Origin of the sequence: Paraburkholderia elongata, from assembly GCF_013177735.1 — a bacterium.
Taxonomy (GTDB): Bacteria; Pseudomonadota; Gammaproteobacteria; order Burkholderiales; family Burkholderiaceae; genus Paraburkholderia; species Paraburkholderia elongata.
Genome location: NZ_WOEZ01000260.1, coordinates 17,051 through 34,864 on the forward strand (window position 1 = coordinate 17,051; position 17,814 = coordinate 34,864).

Here is a 17,814-nt window from a genome sequence, read left to right on the forward strand (position 1 = left end):
TCCACTTGGCCATACGCGGTCGTCAATGCGAACGTGGGGTATCCTGATTCCTGCTGCGAGTGACCACAACAAAGAGGCGACAGTGCTTGAGCTATCGGTTCGTGACAAAGCGATGCTGAGTGGTGAATTTGGTGATGGTGCAGCGCTTGCGATGCGTATAGTCGTCGCCACGGCGCATGTGATGAACGCTCAAAGACTTGTCGACATTTCCTCCGCTCATATCGACGGGTGTCTGTACCACGGATCCGTGAGTCTCGATTTTGTCGAGCGCTTTGTCGCGTCCGGAACGCAGGTCGCCGTTCCGACCACACTCAATGTCGGATCGCTCGACCTCATACACCCGGAGTTGTATCGCGGCAAACCGGAAACTGCGAACGCAGCAAAGCGCCTTATGGAGGCACATCTGGAACTCGGATGCGAAGCTACCTTCACGTGCGCACCGTACCAGCTAAAGCACCGCCCACGCCTAGGCGATCAGATCGCGTGGGCTGAATCGAATGCGATCGTTTTCGCCAACTCAGTTTTGGGCGCCCGGACGAGTCGCTACGGCGATTTTCTTGATCTCGCGGCGGCAATTACTGGCCGCGTCCCGTATGCCGGATTGCATGTCACCGAAAACCGGGCCGCCCATCTTGTGCTCGCAGCGCCCAACCTCAGTGATTCATCACGGCGCGACGCCTGTTTCGCCGCTCTCGGCTTTTTTCTCGGCCTTAAAGCTGGAGCAACGGTAGCCGCGATCACTGGATTACCTGCGGACACGACAGAAGACGAATTGAAATCTCTTGGCGCTGCGGCCGCATCCAGCGGCTCAGTGGCGCTCTTCCACGCGGTAGGAATTACTCCAGAAGCTTCGACGCTTGACGCCGCGCTACAGGGTGGCGAGCCGGAACAGACCATTGTTGTCAGCGAGGCGGACCTTGTTGCGATCCATCATAAGTGGAACGATGCTCGCTCCAGCGGGCCGCTCGCCGCGATCAGTCTGGGAACACCGCATTTTTCGGTCAACGAGTTCCGACGGCTCGCCAAACTGTTCGAATCACACAAAGGGCCGCTCCGATGCGACTTCTATGTAAATACGAACCGTTATGTTCTTTGGCAGATCGAAGAGGAAGGACTCGCCCAGCAACTGGCCTCGCGCGGCGTTCAGATTGTGGTGGACACATGTACTTACATCACCCCCGTGATGAAACAGATCAAGGGACTGGTGATGACTAACTCAGGGAAGTGGGCTCACTATGCCCCTGCGAACATCGGCGTCACAGTCGCGTTTGGGAGCATGACTGAATGTGTTCGCTCCGCCTTCGAAGGGAGAGTTTGCACTGATGAACTGGCCGGCTAGAGCTACGACCACGATCCCGCCCACTCTCGAGCTTGACGGCCAAGTCGTCGTGCCGGGGCGAGCACGCGGCCTTACAATCGCGCTACCCCCGCTGAGCTTCTGGGGCGGCTACGACGCTGAAAACGGGGTGATCATCGACAAGACACATCCGGGCTACGGACAAAGCTTGAAAGACCGGATGCTTGTGATGCCGCGGGCGCGCGGCTCCAGCTCCAGCAGCAGCGTGCTGGCTGAAGCATTGCACAACGGGACTGGCCCCAGCGGCATCGTACTGGCAGAACGCGACCTGATTCTTGCAATAGGCGTTATTGCCGCCAACGAACTCTATGCCCTAAACGTACCAGTCGTGAGTGTCGGCGAAGACGTGTTCGCGCAAATTGCGTCTTTCACCGCAACACTGGAGATTGACGCCGGCGATACGTCCCGCCCCGCGAGAATTTACGTCACCGACAGTGAACGTGATGGGAGCCGCAACCCATAGGGTTCCGGCATGCGGCTCGGTCATATGAATGAAATTAGTTGTACCCAAGAATCGCGACCGATGCGACGTCCGCTCGCTCAAGTGTACTGCCCACGAGGCTCGATAGCGGCGAGGTCAGCAGTGCCGCATAAGAAGAAGCCGACGCAACTGCGGCGCAGCTTTGAACGTTGCGATGCGCAATGTTTACGACCTGCCGATGAGACGAATGCAACAATTCAGTGTGTACCATGACAAGTGATGTCCTAAAACAGTAAGAGAAAGCGGTCGACGCGGGCACGCTACCCTAGGCGATTTGCTGCCACCGACGAAAAACCTGTGCTCGTTTCAATCGCTCTGACGTTCTCAGGTCTCGCGAACGCATCAGGAGCGCCGTCGGCGGGACTACGCTGCCGTCCGATGGCCTTGAAAAAGGTCTCAAGACCTGATGGCAGAAAGAACCACGCCCAGTGCAAATCTTCGGTTCCGTCGTTTATCACCGTATGCGATTTCTGTGGACCCGGGAAAACTGTCATACCTGGCGCGATCAGGTAATCGCGCCCTTCCACAACCGCGTTGCCCTTGCCTCGGATGAAGTGAAGCACCTCTTCAGCTTTACCGGTGAGAACAGGGTGCAGCCCGAAAACAGGACGACGCAGAGCATGATGAAGGTCGTCCTGCACGTATCGACTTTCGCTGCGCTTCACGCTTGTTCTGCGCGCCCCAAACCACAAAAGCAACCCGCGCGCGCCCTTACGAGTGGACAGGGCGGATGCACGTCTGTCCCGTTTTTTGAAATTTACTTTGATCTTCAGGCTTTCATTGGATAGCGACCGACACGAGAATAGTTCTCGGACACGGGAATAAGCCCGCGGCACCGGCCGTTTTATTTCTGTAGTGAGCAGGTGGCCTGAAGGATCAACGCTCGACACGTGTTCGCGCTTGACATTCCTAGCCTTGCGCGACGACTACGACTCGGACGGCGGTGCGAGCAACGCGCAAATATCAGTTACAGACACATCTTGATGTCGATCGACTGCACGCCGTTCCTAACGCTTCGTCCGGACCTTCGCCTGGCGTCACGCGTGGGGGCGATTGGCCACTCTTTGATACTCGCGGTATTCGTAGAGGAAAACGTCATGTTCTCAAGCCCACGCACCGCAGTCTTCCTTGGTATGGCCGCACTCGGCCTCGTTTGTAGCCCTAGTTACGCAGAGCAGACGATAAAAGCCACGCTCCTCATGAACACGATCCAGCTCAATGCTAGTGACGTTAAGGCAGGCACAGTCACCTTCGAGGTAAGCAACGCACCGGACACTGGTCTGAAACATGAGCTTGTCGTTCTTAAAACGGACTTGGCCGCCGATAAGCTGCCACTTAAAAATGGACAGGTGTCCGAGAGCCAGTTCAAAAAAATGGGAGAGGTGGAGGACATCGACCCCGGCAAGAGCAAGCGTTTGACACTCAAGTTGGCACCCGGCCGCTACGTACTAATCTGCAATCAGCCAGGCCACTACTCGATGGGCCTGCATACGTCTTTGCTCGTCACGCGCTGACCGGCTTGGGTCAAATGGAATAGCCCACGACGGCAAATCGTTTATACGACATATCTGAACCCGCGGCAGAGTTCGATGAGCATTCGACAATCGCACGTCATTCGATCCAGCAGCGGACTGCTGCGCGCGGCGCTTGAAGCGTAAGCCGTTGCGCACACGGGAGCGAAGAGAAAATGCGGGGCTTGAGGGGCTCGGCAACCTCGTTCTGTCACACGCGGTAACGAATTTCCCCTGCGCGGCCCCGGGACATATATGCCGCGCCGCGGTCTAAATCTTTAGCGGAGTTGTTCCGCCGTATTAGATGAGGTCCTATCGTGCAGCACATGATTTTGCCCCCTTTGACGGGGGTGCTTGCAGCCGCGGTCCTGGGCGGGTGCGCCGCGGCGCCCTACGACACATCGATGAATTCCTGTGATCAGGAGTACATGATGACCAATCCCGCGAGCGCCGAATATTACTGCGGTCCAGGCTATGGGTACCCCCTGTACGAAGGAGGCTTTCTCGGTTTTGTCGATATCGACCACTTTCACCATCGGCACCATGACCATGACCATGACCATGACTTCGATTTTCATCGCGGCCATGACCATGATCGTGACTTTCATCACGGCGGCGCCATGGCAAGCGGCGGGCACGGCGCGCGCGCCGAAGGCCACGGCGGCGGGCACGACTCAAGTGGTTTCGGCAGTGACTTTCAGCCGTCGGGAGCGAGCGGATCGCACGGCGGTGGTCCGCGCAAGTAGCCGGAATCACGCAACAGACAGCACCTCCACAATCCTCCGCGCGAACGCCCGTGCTTCTTTGCCGAACAGATAGCAATGGTCGGCGCCAGCCACTTAGCAATGCCTTCGCAGCCTCAGAGGCTGCGCGAAAGATGGAATAGACGCCCCCGCGGAATCGTTTAGACGACATACGAACCAACGGCAGACTTCGATGAGCACTCGACAACAGCACGTCATCCGTTCTGTCAGCGCAGGGCTGCTAATTGCATCCGCTGCGTTGCTCGCTGGCTGCGGCGGCGGAGGCGGTGGTAGCGCAAGCAGCACATCGATGATTTCGATCGCCGGCACGGCGGCAACGGGCAAGGCACTCGCGAATGCGACGATCAGCATCGCCTGCGCGCGGGGCTCGATGTCAGTCTCTGCAGATGCGAACGGAAACTACCACGCGACGTTCGGCGCAGCGTTGCCGTGCATGATCACTGCAACTTCGGGCGGGACGATGCTGCATTCCGCGGCGTTCGCGGGCGGCACGTACAACGTCACGCCGGAGACGGATCTGTTGTTGTCGTATCTGGCGGCGCAACTCGGTACGAATGAAAGCGCGCTCATCACCGGCTTCGCGGCGAACACGCAGTTTCAGCAGACGCTGCAGAATCAGACCGACGTTCTGACTGCGCAGGCCGCTGTCGTACAGAATCTGCAGCAAAAGTATGGTGTTACGCTTTCCGTCCCCAATTTTCTGACCACCGCATTCACTGTCGGCCAACCAGGCGAGGACAACGATCTCGAAGCGCTCCTCGCTCTCGGCGCAATCGACGCCAACGGCGAACCGGACGCAGTCGCCGTCACACTCATGGCCACGGCGGGGGCCGCACATCCGATTGCGACATCGCCAGGTACGGGCACAAGCGGAACCGGTGGGACCGGTGGGACCGGGGTGGGCGGCACAGGGAGCATGGGCGGCATGATGTGAGACGACGAGACACATGATGCCCTTGGGTCACCGTTCGACGTTTCTGAAACCTCGGGCCGTCTCACACCGTACTCATGGCGGTTCGTGAGATTGCGACGCGGCAGAGGTGGCCGATACACGCTCAACCGACAGCAGCCGCGCATGGATCAGCGCAGTTCCGTGGCGAAGTCCCCCGCGGAATGGCTGCGGCCGGAACCGGGAGAACGCGTACGAAACAGAGCGGTGAATTCCTCCGCAGGCAGAGGCCGCGAAAAAAGATAGCCCTGTCCAGCCTGGCAGGACCATTCCCGAAGGAGCCTTGCCTGCTCGCTCGTTTCAATGCCCTCGGCCGTGACGGACAGTCCAAGCGACTGCGCCATGGAGATGACGGCTCGAACGATTGCATCGTCTTCGGCACTCGTACCGATGCCCTGGACGAAGGATCGGTCGATCTTCAGCACATCCAGCGGCAGCTTGCGAAGATAACTTAGCGATGAATAGCCCGTACCGAAGTCGTCGATTGCGATCGTTACACCAAAATCTTTCAGTTTTCGGAGCGTCTCGATGCTCTTTGTCGTATCCCGCATGATCAGGCCCTCGGTGACCTCGAGTTTCAGCGAGGCAGGGCCGATATGAGCACTGGACAGCGCCGCAGCCACGTCGGCAACGAGATTGGGATCATCGAACTGCCGAGGCGAGAGATTGACGCTAATCTGCAGTGACGGCTCTGTTGGGAACTCCCGCTGCCAGCGGGCGACTTGCTGGCAAGCCTCTTCCAATACGTATCGTCCGAGCGGAATGATCAGGCCGCTTTCTTCTGCAATCGCAATGAACTCAGACGGCGGCAACAAACCTCGCGTGGGGTGCTGCCACCTCACGAGCGCTTCCATTTCACGGAACCCTGCCGCCTGAAGCTGCATGATGGGCTGAAAATACACGCGTAGTTCGCGATGCTCGATCGCGTAACGCAGGTCCGTTTCAATCTCCAGCTTTTTGACTGCTTCAGCGTGCATGTTCTCTTCGAAAACCACATAGCGGCCCTTTCCGCCGTTCTTGGCCCGGTACATGGCGACGTCGGCGTCCCGCAACAAGGTGTCAGCATCGCCGCGGCCGCGGCCAGCGTGCGCGAATGCCAGCCCGACGCTCGCGCTGACGATGTACTGTTTGTTGTCGAGATCGAACGGTTGACTGAATTGCGCAAGAATGTTGTCCGCGACCAGGGTGCCTTCGCTCGTCGCTTCACTCCCCAAGTGTTCCAGCAGGATAACGAACTCGTCTCCGCCCAGTCGCGCGACGGTGTCGGTCGGGCGAACGCATCCTTCGAGGCGCTTGGCCGCTGCGATCAGCAGCCGGTCTCCCACGTGATGCCCGAGACTGTCGTTCACCCGCTTGAAGTTGTCCAGGTCGACGAAAACGACTCCGATCATCGCATTACGTTGACGCGCGCGCGCTTCGGCCTGGCTAATACGATCAAGCAGCAGTGCGCGGTTCGGTAACGAGGTGAGCGTATCGTAGAAGGCCCGTCGCGCGAGCTGCTCTTCGAAGTTCTTTCTTTCGGTGGTGTCGCTCGCTGTCGCCACGATCGCGCCGACAGCCGGTTCGTCGAGCAGATTCGTCAAGGTAAGCTGAATATAGCGCCACGCATCGCCCTCGCCTCGAGTACGGATTTCGATGGATTTCGTGGATCGCGCCGTCGACGACACGGTCTCCAACAGGCCCTGCAGCGTGGGACGGTCAGTGGGATGGACCGGATCGAACAGACTGGTGCCGACGATCTGGCCCATGTTGTTCAACGGATCGGGTCTTCGCGTCGGCGCCTCGTAAGTCACCGTCCCATTGACGTCGGAAACGAGTATCGCATCCGACGTGTTGGCGACAAGCGCCTGCAGCCTCTGTTCGCTCGTGCGCAGCGCGTCCTGGGCCGCTGCATCGGCGTTCTCGCGAATACGCCGCAGCATCTGAAGAAACAACAACGTGAGCCCCACGCCGATCGCCAGAACTACGGGGGTTGATATCAGGACGATCCGTTGCACGACAACGAGCCGGTCGAGTTGCATCGTCGCATCGTCGCGGTGCTGTGCCGCTGCTGCGAGGACCTTTTGCTCGATATCGTCGAAGAGCGGATCGGCCGAATCCTTATCGATCTCATTGGCTCTCGCGATGTCGTGATCGTCGACGGCCTTGAACATCGGCTTGGCGAACGCTCGATACTTCGCGTGCTTCTCCAACAGGCCGAGCAGCATCGTGCTGCTGCCGGGTTCAAGTGCCATCGCCTTCTTCAGCGACGCGTCAAGTGCCTGGCCGGCCTCGCGGTGCTGGCGTAGAACCTCCGGACGTGGGTCCAGGAAGTACTTGCGTTCGGCCGATTCCTCCCATGCGACGCAGTAGCGGGCTTCCTCGAAAGCTTTATCCGCCTCGTTGGCAGCTTGCGCGGCGAAACCGGCGCTCAAGCTTTCATAGGCTCCCCAGAAGGCCAGGAGCGGCACGCTCAACAGAACGAGGACTAGACCAAATATTGCGGTCCGCCGCGCGGGGGGCACGTTCAACGACGTCTGCTCAACTCGGTTTGCTCCTGCGTTGCGTCGCCACAGATATCGACGCCTTTGAGTACCGTTCTGTCTGGTCACGATTGCTCCGATGTGGAACGGCACGTCAACGGGGTAATCTGTTCGAGCAGATTGGGCAGAAGGAAACTGGAGGTACCAGTCTGCCCGCAGATGACGTGCGCATCCGGAAGCCGTGCCCCGAAGCATGACTCGGTTCGTTGCTTAACTCCGAACCGAGTAATTGACGGACGACTCCGATCCCGGTCCACGTTTTGTCGGACCACCGCTTGTTAACGGCACGCTCTGGTCTTTCTAAAGGTCTCGCGTGGGTGGATTGCAATGGCCGGCGTGTCGTCCGGCTGGAGCCTGCGGACAATATCCATGCCTGCCAGTGCGCGCGTCAGCCTCAACTCGCTAGCGGTGGCGGCGGCAGCACGCCTGGGGGCGGCGGCTCATAGGGCCGGACCCCGGGCGCGACCATCATGTGCCCGCGGACCGGGACGCGATCGCCGGCGGCGTACATACTGATCGTCAACGGGAAGGTGCGGGCTGCGGAGACACCTCACGCCACCCGCCGGCGCCCTACTGCCCCCTGAACGGCTTTCGTAGTGGGTTCCTGAGCGGTCCCGTTGGACGATCCCATATGAGCGTGGCGAGAAGCGCGTATAGGAAAAGTTAGACTAGTGCCGATGCATTCCGCCGGATCCGTGCATGCCGCCGAATCCATGCATGCCGCCGGACCCATGCATGCCGCCGGACCCATGCATGCCGCCGAATCCCCTCATACCACCGAAGTTATGCATACCACCGCCCGGAAACGGGCCACGGTGAAAGCCCGTTCCGATTGGTGCGAAGAGATCGTGACCCAGTTGATGAAAGTGGTCGAAGTGGTGAAAGTGATGGAAATGGTCGACAAAGATCAAGCTCACGCCGCCCCCAATGAATAGCGGCGGCCCCCACCACCAGGGGTCGGGATAGGGATAGGCTGCGACGGGGTACCACAGCGCGCTGCCATCCGGGCTTTGCACAATTTGCCAGGTCCCATCACTTTGCAGGCACGCACGTCCGACGACTTGCTGCATCGTCCCATCGATTTCTGCCTGCCCGGCAACTGCGCGGCAATTCGCACTGTCGGCCGGCACCGGTAGTTCGTCATAGGTTTGCGCGAGTGCAGGCGCAGCGAAGCCGAGACAGAAGAGCAATGTCCCGCAACGAAGCAGTTTGTCCATGATGTACGGCCACATGAATCCCCGACGTTTTCGACGTCGTGTCGTCGGCGTCACCCAGCACATCGGTGTGCTTGCGCAAATTCACGCCGCGAGCGTAACTGCAGTAGAGGCTTGCCGCTCGGGGCGTAGTTGCCTGACGAGTAAACGATGAAGTACGCCGGCTTATTCCAGCAATACGTGTTCTCTGGGATTTTCGAATTCGGTCACTGGAGTGCGCGGAGGCCCGCTGACCCGATGTTCGCCACTCAGTCGGCATCGACTGGTTATTACGGGACGTCGGGGTGATCGCGACTAACGAGACTCAGGTATTCGCCTATTCCGGCCTCACCTAGCGGCTTGATCATAACCCGCATGGTATGGGTGGCATTTCTCATCACGACACCATACCGACGGCGCGTTTCAAGGTAGCCGTTGCGTTCCCAAAAGCGTTCCGCTCGCACGTTGCCGGCAATGACACCGAGGCGCAACCACCGCGCTCCCGACGCCTTAAGCCAACTCTCAAGGCCTTTGTACAAGCAACGGGCTACACCTTGGCCGTGCTTATCGGTTGACAAGATCAACAATCCTATATGCCACACACCGTCAGCGAAGAGATCTGAAACGATTGTCGCAAATGCGGTCAACTCTTTGCTCGCATCGACAAATCCAATCGTGCGCTTGTTAGTAAATGCCCATCCTTCCGGCAATTCGCTTTCGAACTCCTCCTTGGCTTGAGTCTTTGTCGGCGGGCATCCTTCTGCTGACAAGAAGTATTCGGGATTGTCTTCCAAAAATGTTTGAACGATCGGGATGTCTCCACGACCAAGTTCGATGGCACTATAGTCTTCTACCTCGAACAGTATTCCACCCATTTCAAAAGACATCGGCTGTTCTCAGATCAGTTCATAAAGGGATCCGTTAGGATACTTCAAGAAATTCCGATCTAAGTGCATCGCGAGAATTTTTTTCAAATTAGAATCGGCTGCCGTCTAAATACCTCTACCAGAAAATGAAACAGCTTGAAACGCGCCGCGTTCGCCTGAGGCTCTGCCGCAGACGTGCGCCATGATCCGCTCAAGCTCTTTCACGGACCCAAGCCGATGAACGACCGCAGGCGCTCCATCTACAATGCCCGACTCATGTACCTGGGCGTCGCCCTCGGTGCCGGAGGGGTGGCCTTCTATGTACCCTTGATGCTGTCGCAGGTGGGGCTGCACTTCTCCGGCGTATGGGCCGCATCTATCCTCTTTGCCACCAATCTCGGCCGCATGCTGGGCTCGCATTTCGCAAGCCGACATTCGATCTTCACGGAACGTCCGGCCGCCATCGTCTCGACCATCCTGCTTGAAGGTGTCGCACTATTCAGCATGGCATTTATGCATTTGCCATGGACATTCGCTACCGTCGCGCTGGCGGCCGGCCTTGGCAGCGGGTTGTCGTTTCCGGGGTTAAAGAACTACCTGCTTAAGCTGAAAGATCTGGAAAGCGCGCGGTTGTTCGCCGGCCTGTCGATGGCCATTCGGCTGGGTATGTTGTTCGGTTACCTCAGCGGTGCCCTGATCACCGCGCGCCACATGACAGCCGTGTTCACCGCGATCCTGGTGATGTTCATCGGATATGCGACGTTCATGCGCCTGGCAATAGCCGACATTCTGGCCAATCCGCCAGCGGAAGCGCAAGCTTCACCCGATGCGGTGCCGAAGGCGGCTGCCGGACCCACAGCCGTCGTGGAAGCTCGCCAGCCGGCACTGCGTTCCCTGTTGCTGTCCAACGTCGTGTTCTGGTTCCTCACTATCCAGCCGACGGTAGCGATGAGTCTGTACGTTCCGCGCTTCGTGCCAGGCATGTCGGTATCCACAACGTTCTGGATTTCCTCGCTCACGGTACTGCTGCTGCAGATGCGCGTGACACGGATGGCCAAAAGCGCTGACAGGCACTTCCGCTTCCTGCTCTTCGGCTTCGGCAGCTTGCTGGCAAGCTTTGGCCTGATGGCCATGGCAGGCAGCGAGGCGTGGCTGGTCATGAGCGCAGCGGTACTTCTGGCTCTGGGGCAAATTTTCTACGTGCCGTCGTTCGACGTGATCGTGTCAGGCTATGCGAAGGCACACGGCATACAAACTGGCCCAATGATGGCGCGCCAGCACTTCTATCAAAACATTGGCGTCATGTGCGGTAGCCTGGTAGCCGGAGGGCTGTTCGATCTTGGCATGCGCTGGCGGATCCCAGCCTTGAACTGGTGCGTGCTCGCAGTGCTGTCTGCAGGGATGTTGCTGCTGCTTACTGCCGCTACCCGGCGCAGGACAGTCCCCGCACTGGGATAACACCATGCTACGACTGCACATGACCTGGCGAGGCGGATAAGGCAAGTGCGATCAAGGCGTTTCCGATTCAACTCGCTGTTTGACCGCTGCATTCATCGCCTGAAAGTTACGCCGAGTGTCCTCAATTACATCTTTCGTCAAGCGCCCGACAAGCAATCCAGAGAAGTGCTCCGTTTGCTCAAGACGAGTGCCGCCAGCTACGGCCGTCAGGTGAATGCAATGGTTACCGTCGAATACGCCGCGAATCCACAGACTGCCGCGCCAGCAAAGATCCTGGTCCGGACGAACGAGCAGGACAGTCGGCTTGAACACCATCGAATCCGATCCAGCGCCCAACACAATGCGGATTGTCGCTCCTTCCCTGAAGTCGCCGTCAACCCGGGTAATGAAGGGATTCCAATCAGGATACGCAGCGCCATTCGATACGACTTTCCACACGTCGGCAGGCGGTCGGTTGATAAGAATGTCCGCATGCGCACTACTATCTTCGTGTAGGAAGAAAAGGACTCCAATTATGCCGACAACACCGGCGACGATGCCGGTCAGCACCACGCTCCTTAAGCCCATATTCGCCCCTCAATCCGTTGCAATTGTTTTGCTGCAGCCTTGAGTTCACAGATTGTCGATAATCCGGGCTGCTGCATCAGTTGCTCCGATGGCTTGTCTGGCGTGGCGGGTGCCATGGTTGGCGCCAGGCACGCGTCAGAGGCCGCCGGGCCCAACTCGGCCATTTGGCTGCTGGTTGTTGAAAGGCCGAAGAGGCCGATGAAGAGTCAGTGGTCGAGTCACGGGTCGGCGATTGGCTCCTCATCGGCCTCAACCGTCATTCAAGTATCCTGGCTGGCGTGTCGATTATCGGCTACTGATCGGTCGTTTGCCACTCAGGAACTGCAACGGTAGAACGGCGTTGCATCCATGCATGCGGAGCGTCAGAATGGACGTTCTTCACCTGTGAGTACAGGAGGATGTATGCGCATCCTGGTGGTCGGGGCGACAGGGCTCCTCGGTAAAGAAATCGTCGGTTTGCTGTCGTCCGATCACGACGTGATCGGCGCGAGCCGCAAAGGATCGGCCATCGCCGTCGACATCTCGAGCAAGGAATCGATCGTCGCGATGTACAGGCAGGTGCAGTCGCTGGATGCGGTGGTGTGCGTCGCCGGCACTGCAAGATTTGCGCCGCTCAACACGCTCGCAGACGATGACTTCGCGTTCAGCCTCGCGAACAAGCTGATGGGCCAGGTGAATCTGGTTCGCTGCGGCGTATCGAGCATCAAACAGGGCGGCTCGATCACGTTGACGAGCGGCGTGCTCGCGCATCACCCGATCGCGGGCAGCGCAGCGGTGAGCATCGTCAATGCCGGCGTGGAAGCGTTCGCCCACGCGGCGGCGCTCGAACTGAAAGACAGGCTGCGCGTGAATGTCGTGAGTCCGGGCTGGGTGGCCGAAACGCTTGAGGCAATGGGGCGCAATCCGAACGACGGCGTGCGCGCGTCGGTCGTCGCGCATGCGTTTCGCAAGTGCGTGGAAGAAGACATCACCGGGCAGGTCGTGTCGGCAACTCATTGACGCGCACCATGACAGATTGCCTCTTTGCGGCGCCCGATCTCATCGCGGATGCCCAAGCCCGATTCGACGCGCTGACGAATTACGAGGCGACGCTCCGGTCGACACCGTCCGTAGGCGTTCCGGTCGAAGTCCGCTATTGCTACAGCAAGCCGGGATTCATCCGGATGGACTTCATCCGCCCGCATGCCGGCGCCGTCCTCGCCTACAGTCCGAAGACGGACAAGGTGACGCTCTGGCCATTCGGCTTTCATACGTTCCCGCGGCTTGTGCTCGCACCCGACAATCCATTGATTCAAGGACCGAACGCTCACCGTGTCGATCGCTCCGATATCGGCGCCCTGCTGGGGAATGTCCGTGAACTCCAGCGCCACGGCGAGACGCAAATCGCGGGCCACGAGGCGGTTGGCTCGCGCCACGCCGTACATCTGGTCATCTCGGGCGCGCCGGAGCACGGCGCGGCCGGCGATGGCTGCTATCAGCTGTGGCTCGACGTGATGACCGGTCTGCCGATCAAGGTGATCAGCGCAGACGGGCGCGGCGAACTGATCGAAACGGTGCTGATGGAAGACCTTCGCGTCGATTTGCCTGAAATCGAGCCGTTTCTATAACCCTTCCGCATGCTGCCCGCGTCACGCACCACCGTTCGCGAGCGGCGGCTTCCTGCCGGTCAGCCTTCCTGAGGCTTCTCGTCAAGGTTGCTCGCGAACCCGGCCTTCTTGTGCGAACCGTCGCAGAACGGTTTGTTGTTCGAGTGACCGCATCGGCATAGCCAGACTTCATCCTTGCTCACCTCGATAGGCTTACCGCCCTGAGTGGTGATCCTGAATTCACCCTGGATGCGGTATGGGCCGTCATTGATCGGCGTGACGATAGCAGTTGGCATTTGCGTCTCCCATGGCGTTGAACCGGACACCGCGCAGCATTTTTGCAAACGGGTTGTTGCTGTCGTAGAGCATGGCGGTTCGTTAGAGGTCAGTTGTGTGAGGTCAGCATCCGGAGGATTTTCTGTACGATACGCTCATGCTGCTCCAGCGCCTCATCGAGCGTACCTGCTCCATAGCTCTTGTTGTCTCGCGCGTGCATTCCGGCGATGCGCGTCACGAACAACAGGGCCTCCCCGGTACTCGTTTCGGACCCACCGCGGAAGCGGGTCGTGACCGCCACGCCGGATTCTTCCAGCAACGTGCGACGGAAGATCAGTTCGTTCTCAGACATCCAGCGCGACCACTCGCTGCGGTCGAACACCTCGACAGGCCTGTTCTTCTCATCGAGGACGTAGAATCGTTCCCACCTGGGCGGGATAGAGCGGGATTTCATATTTCAATGAGAAGGCGCGAGCAGGATGCCGATCGCCTCCTGCCACCAGGCATCGTCGACGTGCCCAATCCAGTCGTTATGTTCAGCCGCCTTCACAACCATCAGATGTTTCGGATCGGCCAGCGCGTGGTAGAGCGCCTCGCCGAAGCGCGCGAGCCCGATGCATCAATCTCCGTTACAGTGCCGCGATGAACTCGTGCCACGGCGTCGCTTGCAGGGTCTCGGTGGCGGCGTGTCCGTAGCCTCGGATGATCAACGCCGCCAGTTCGAGCTGTTTCAGATCGTTCGACTCAACAACGTCCACGACGTCGAAGCGCCCGAGTGTCAGATAGCTGTCCTTCCAGGTGACGGCAGGGCATGCGGCCCTGATCTTCTCGGCCACTGTGGCGGCGAGTTGCTTCAGGTCCTCGGGATCCTTGAACGCGTCAGGAGCGAGACGACTGAGGATGACGTACGTAGCCATGACATACCTCCGTGCAAAATTTTGCTCCGCAAGCGGGCACGGCAGTCGCGCCGAAGCAAACGGCCGCGTGTCAAGCGGATGCATTGCTGCGCGTCTTGATGGCGCCGAAGTGCAAATAGCCCCGGCGGGTTGCACCGGGGCCGTTAGGTAGGTCAGTGCAGTTGTCGCTTCAGGTCAGAAAGTTCCGAATGCATCGAACTGACCGCATTCGTGATCCTGGCATCGAGACCGCCGGCCTGTTGGCAAGCGCGCTCTGCACGATCACCAATACGTTCGAGATCATCGACCCATTGCCGGATTCGACCCTCATCCCTGGACGACATGACCTTCTTTGCCGATTTGCATTCGTTATCGATCTCATCCACCCACTTCATCAAGTCCTTTGGAATCGTCGCGGCGGCATGGCAGGTCTGTGATGCCTCGCTGACGGTTTGCTGCAGATGAGTAAAGCGCTTTTGCATTTCGCTGGCTTGCAACATGACGCCCCCCTCCTGAACATCAGTTCCAGATGAACTCGGGCAGCAGATGACAGTGTGTTGCCCGTGCCATGGCCATTCGTCTGCTTCAATCAGCTGCCAACGACGTTGCATTGCGTCAAAGCGGCACTCGAGCACGCGAAAGACCGTTTTCTAGTGTAGGTCATAATCGTTCGCCTGCTCCGATGTGTCCCCGAGGCCCGGGCGTTGGGCTATCAACGATCAGTTCCCTGCGCCCGTTGCTTCGCCAGTTTGCGCATCGCAGCCAAACGCAGCGGCCGACACGGCTTTCGCGCTCCCCCAAACTCAATGCGGTCTATCATGGTAGAAACAGCATTCATCAGCGCAGGAGCAAACCATGCCCTCCGATCCGTCCGCTGAGCCGACTGACAAGCCTCTCGACCCCGCGCAACCCCCATCCGGCACGACCCGCAAGAACGGCTCACAGGAATCGACAAAACCCGCGAAAGACGACCTTCCCGACGCCGAAGCGGCAGAGCCCGTACCTCATGAGCATCTTCCAAGCCGGAGCGACGACAACTGATATAACGCCACAGGCGTTGATGTCGTCGGCATTGATCCACGCGGCACGCCCGGGAGACAATCACGCGCATATTCCCGCCGACGCCGCACAGTCTGGAAACGGTCACCGTTCAATCGAAGCATGTTCCGGTTTGAGCCGGACGGGAGCAGATCATGCAGAACGTGTTAGTTGGTTATGACGGGTCGCCATCCGCGCAATATGCCGTCACTTTTGCGGTCGATCTCGCGAAGCGCTTTGACGCGCGCCTGCATGTCCTCGTCGTTGCGCGCGCGCCGGATTGGGGTGCGATAGAACTAGAAAGAGTGCAAATTGTCGATCTCGAGTTGCGCCACGCCAACGAGATTCTCGAAGAAGTCAAAGCGAAGCTCGCCTCTTATGACGAACATCCCCAGTTCGATCTCGCGGTAGGGCAGCCCGCGAAGGAGATCGTGCTCTACGCGGAGCAGCACGATATCGATCATCTTGTCGTCGGGCATCGCGGTCATACGCCGTTCGATCGCTGGTTGATCGGTTCAGTCGCCCGCCAGGTTCTCGCCTATGCACCGTGCGCCGTCACGATCGTGCGCGATCCGGCGACGATCAAAAAGGGGCGCCACACTGATAGATAATGACCGCGTTAATTCCCGCTTCGCAGTAGTTTCCCAAGCTTCGCATCGCCATTGCACAAACTACGGAGATCCGCTGAGATGCGTGCCTGTCACGGGTGATAGACTCCGCTGCGCGCCTCGGCGCGTTGCTAACCGAACAACAATGTCGCCATCTATTCGGAGCCATCGCATGATCAATGAACGACATACGGTCACCCGCGCCAGCCCCTTGTCCGCAGACGGGCTGTGGATCCCCGAGGGTCCGGGTAAGTGGTCGCGGCCGCTGCGCTTCCTGAAAGATGATCGCGGCTGGGTGGAACTGATGCGTCTGGCGCCAGGTGTCAAGCTTGGCCTGCACCGTCATACCGGCGAAGTGCACGCCTTCAACCTTGAAGGGCAGCGTCGCCTCTGTACTGGCGAAACTGTCGGATCCGGCGACTACGTGCACGAGTCTGCCGGCAACGTCGACTGGTGGGAGGCGGTCGGTGACGAACCACTGGTCGTGATGGTCGTGGTGATGGGCACCGTCGAGTATCTTGGTCACGATGGCGAGACCAAACGCCGCATCACAACCGCCGATCGCCTTGGCGACTATCAGCGCTACTGCAGCGAGGCGGGCATCGAGCCGCAGGATCTGCTCGAGCGCTGAGCGCGGCGCCGAAGGTATCGCTGCGACAGCGCGCTGAGCCCTAAGCCGCGTGCGCTGCAGAGACCCGGAGAAAACTGACCATGACCAACAAATCGGCCACCCACGACGGCCTTTGCGCAGCGCCCGACTGCAGCGATTGCGACGCATTCCTCGGGACGCGGTACGGAACGGTGAGCGCGAACCGCGCCGACATTTTCTACCGCGAATGCGGCGCGCCGGACGCACCGGCAATCCTGTTGCTGCACGGCTATCCGTCGTCGTCGCGCATGTTCGAGCCACTGTTTCCCTTGCTGAACGGGCGTTTCCGGCTGATTGCACCGGACTATCCGGGCTTCGGCATGTCGTCCGCGCCATCGCCAGACCAATTCGAGTATTCCTTCGACAATCTGGCCGCAACGATGCTGGCGTTCACGGATGCGCTGGACCTGCGCGAATATGCCTTGTACGTGCAGGACTATGGTGGCCCGATTGGCATGCGGCTAGCGATGGCGCAGCCTGATAAGGTCAAGGCCCTGGTCGTGCAGAATGCCGTCGTGCATGAAGAAGGGTTGTCGCCGGCCTGGGCCAAGCGTCGTGCCTTCTGGGCAGATCGTGCAGCGCATGAGGCGGACCTCGTGGCCGGGCTCACGTCAGTGGCGGCAGGGATGGCGCGCCATATTGGTGGACGGGACCACCCTCAGCGCTACGACCCCGACCTGTGGATGGATGAAATCAAGCAGTTGCAACGCCCCGGACAGGCGGCGATCCAGATGGCGTTGGCCTATGACTACCGCCGCAACCTCGACAGCTATCCGCGCTGGCAGGCGTGGCTTCGCGATCGCCAGCTACCCACGCTGGTCACCTGGGGGCGTCATGATCCGATCTTTACGGTCGAGGGCGCGTGGGCGTTCCGACGGGAGTTGCCGTCCGCAGAAGTCCATATTCTGGATGCGGGGCACTTCGCACTCAACGACCTTGCGATGGAAATTGCCAATTGCATGTGCAATTTTCTTTCACCGGTGATGCCGAACGGATCCGCTGCGGAGCGCCTCCTCCAAGGAGCGCGACCGTCTTAGGACTTCGCTTCAGAATTGTGGCGCACGTTGCGAAGCGCTGCAGATAGAACGGTTCA

21 protein-coding genes and 1 pseudogene are annotated in these 17,814 nt (G+C 59.4%); 12 read left to right on the forward strand and 10 right to left on the reverse strand.

What is annotated here, in order from left to right:
• The first annotated feature begins 82 nt into the window (after positions 1-82).
• Both GNZ13_RS43665 and GNZ13_RS43670 read left to right on the forward strand, forming a co-directional pair.
• Entirely contained in the window at positions 83-1,339 is a 1,257-nt protein-coding gene (locus GNZ13_RS43665) for an aconitase X (protein ID WP_172176713.1), read from the forward strand.
• Positions 1,323-1,820, forward strand: coding sequence for an aconitase X swivel domain-containing protein (locus GNZ13_RS43670; protein WP_172176715.1), 498 nt, complete (start codon positions 1,323-1,325; stop codon positions 1,818-1,820). Before GNZ13_RS43665 ends, GNZ13_RS43670 begins: the two co-directional genes overlap by 17 nt.
• Positions 1,821-2,098: 278 nt before the next feature.
• On the opposite strand, the gene GNZ13_RS43675 is transcribed toward GNZ13_RS43670, so the two are convergent.
• Positions 2,099-2,503 (reverse strand): cupin domain-containing protein, encoded by a 405-nt coding sequence (locus GNZ13_RS43675; RefSeq protein ID WP_172176717.1) that lies wholly within the window; start codon positions 2,501-2,503, stop codon positions 2,099-2,101.
• Positions 2,504-2,821: 318 nt separating this feature from the next.
• Between GNZ13_RS43675 and GNZ13_RS43680 the strand changes: the two genes are divergently transcribed.
• From GNZ13_RS43680 to GNZ13_RS43690, 3 genes are all read left to right on the forward strand, one after another.
• On the forward strand, positions 2,822-3,352 hold the full coding sequence (locus GNZ13_RS43680) for a hypothetical protein (RefSeq protein WP_328807383.1): 531 nt from the start codon (positions 2,822-2,824) through the stop codon (positions 3,350-3,352).
• A gap of 401 nt (positions 3,353-3,753) precedes the next feature.
• Positions 3,754-4,095 (forward strand): hypothetical protein, encoded by a 342-nt coding sequence (locus tag GNZ13_RS43685; protein WP_172176685.1) that lies wholly within the window; start codon positions 3,754-3,756, stop codon positions 4,093-4,095.
• Positions 4,096-4,285: 190 nt separating this feature from the next.
• The gene (locus GNZ13_RS43690; protein WP_172176719.1) at positions 4,286-5,047 is read left to right on the forward strand and encodes a hypothetical protein; all 762 of its coding nucleotides are present in this window, start codon (positions 4,286-4,288) and stop codon (positions 5,045-5,047) included.
• A 146-nt stretch (positions 5,048-5,193) separates the two neighbouring features.
• On the opposite strand, the gene GNZ13_RS43695 is transcribed toward GNZ13_RS43690, so the two are convergent.
• From GNZ13_RS43695 to GNZ13_RS43705, 3 genes are all read right to left on the reverse strand, one after another.
• Positions 5,194-7,476 carry a putative bifunctional diguanylate cyclase/phosphodiesterase gene (locus GNZ13_RS43695; protein WP_172176721.1) on the reverse strand — a complete coding sequence of 761 codons (2,283 nt, stop codon included), beginning with the start codon at positions 7,474-7,476 and terminating at the stop codon, positions 5,194-5,196.
• Between the two features lie 776 nt (positions 7,477-8,252).
• Complete coding sequence (locus GNZ13_RS43700; protein WP_172176723.1) at positions 8,253-8,801, reverse strand: hypothetical protein; 549 nt, start codon at positions 8,799-8,801, stop codon at positions 8,253-8,255.
• A 266-nt stretch (positions 8,802-9,067) separates the two neighbouring features.
• Positions 9,068-9,664, reverse strand: coding sequence for a GNAT family N-acetyltransferase (locus GNZ13_RS43705; RefSeq protein WP_172176725.1), 597 nt, complete (start codon positions 9,662-9,664; stop codon positions 9,068-9,070).
• Between the two features lie 216 nt (positions 9,665-9,880).
• Here GNZ13_RS43705 and GNZ13_RS43710 point away from each other — a divergent pair, with 216 nt between their 5' ends.
• Positions 9,881-11,101, forward strand: a complete 1,221-nt coding sequence (locus tag GNZ13_RS43710; protein WP_172176727.1) for an MFS transporter — start codon at positions 9,881-9,883, stop codon at positions 11,099-11,101.
• Between the two features lie 51 nt (positions 11,102-11,152).
• Here the strand turns inward: GNZ13_RS43710 and GNZ13_RS43715 are convergent, their stop codons facing one another.
• Entirely contained in the window at positions 11,153-11,650 is a 498-nt protein-coding gene (locus GNZ13_RS43715; protein WP_172176729.1) for an SRPBCC family protein, read from the reverse strand.
• Between the two features lie 420 nt (positions 11,651-12,070).
• On the opposite strand from GNZ13_RS43715, the gene GNZ13_RS43720 reads away from it, so the two are divergent.
• Positions 12,071-12,667, forward strand: a complete 597-nt coding sequence (locus GNZ13_RS43720) for a short chain dehydrogenase (protein WP_172176731.1) — start codon at positions 12,071-12,073, stop codon at positions 12,665-12,667.
• 8 nt (positions 12,668-12,675) lie between these two features.
• A complete protein-coding gene (locus GNZ13_RS43725; protein ID WP_172176733.1) occupies positions 12,676-13,275 on the forward strand; it encodes a DUF1571 domain-containing protein in 600 nt (199 codons plus the stop codon).
• Between the two features lie 59 nt (positions 13,276-13,334).
• Here GNZ13_RS43725 and GNZ13_RS43730 read toward each other — a convergent pair whose 3' ends face one another.
• The 5 genes and pseudogenes from GNZ13_RS43730 to GNZ13_RS43745 form a co-directional block, all read right to left on the reverse strand.
• The gene (locus GNZ13_RS43730; RefSeq protein WP_172176735.1) at positions 13,335-13,550 is read right to left on the reverse strand and encodes a CDGSH iron-sulfur domain-containing protein; all 216 of its coding nucleotides are present in this window, start codon (positions 13,548-13,550) and stop codon (positions 13,335-13,337) included.
• 89 nt (positions 13,551-13,639) lie between these two features.
• The gene (locus tag GNZ13_RS43735; RefSeq protein ID WP_172176737.1) at positions 13,640-13,984 is read right to left on the reverse strand and encodes a hypothetical protein; all 345 of its coding nucleotides are present in this window, start codon (positions 13,982-13,984) and stop codon (positions 13,640-13,642) included.
• A gap of 3 nt (positions 13,985-13,987) precedes the next feature.
• Positions 13,988-14,137, reverse strand: a pseudogene (locus GNZ13_RS53145) (alpha/beta hydrolase); the annotation flags it as partial.
• Positions 14,138-14,159: 22 nt separating this feature from the next.
• Positions 14,160-14,447 carry a GYD domain-containing protein gene (locus tag GNZ13_RS43740; RefSeq protein ID WP_172176739.1) on the reverse strand — a complete coding sequence of 96 codons (288 nt, stop codon included), beginning with the start codon at positions 14,445-14,447 and terminating at the stop codon, positions 14,160-14,162.
• Between the two features lie 152 nt (positions 14,448-14,599).
• Complete coding sequence (locus tag GNZ13_RS43745) at positions 14,600-14,926, reverse strand: hypothetical protein (RefSeq protein WP_172176741.1); 327 nt, start codon at positions 14,924-14,926, stop codon at positions 14,600-14,602.
• Between the two features lie 355 nt (positions 14,927-15,281).
• Between GNZ13_RS43745 and GNZ13_RS43750 the strand changes: the two genes are divergently transcribed.
• The 4 genes from GNZ13_RS43750 to GNZ13_RS43765 all read left to right on the forward strand — a co-directional run bounded on the left by GNZ13_RS43750 (position 15,282) and on the right by GNZ13_RS43765 (position 17,758).
• Positions 15,282-15,467: a hypothetical protein gene (locus GNZ13_RS43750; RefSeq protein ID WP_172176743.1), complete on the forward strand. Its 186-nt coding sequence runs from the start codon at positions 15,282-15,284 to the stop codon at positions 15,465-15,467.
• A gap of 152 nt (positions 15,468-15,619) precedes the next feature.
• Positions 15,620-16,075 (forward strand): universal stress protein, encoded by a 456-nt coding sequence (locus tag GNZ13_RS43755; protein ID WP_172176745.1) that lies wholly within the window; start codon positions 15,620-15,622, stop codon positions 16,073-16,075.
• A 169-nt stretch (positions 16,076-16,244) separates the two neighbouring features.
• The gene (locus tag GNZ13_RS43760; protein ID WP_172176747.1) at positions 16,245-16,703 is read left to right on the forward strand and encodes a cupin domain-containing protein; all 459 of its coding nucleotides are present in this window, start codon (positions 16,245-16,247) and stop codon (positions 16,701-16,703) included.
• Between the two features lie 80 nt (positions 16,704-16,783).
• Positions 16,784-17,758, forward strand: a complete 975-nt coding sequence (locus GNZ13_RS43765; protein ID WP_172176749.1) for an alpha/beta fold hydrolase — start codon at positions 16,784-16,786, stop codon at positions 17,756-17,758.
• Positions 17,759-17,814 lie beyond the last annotated feature (56 nt).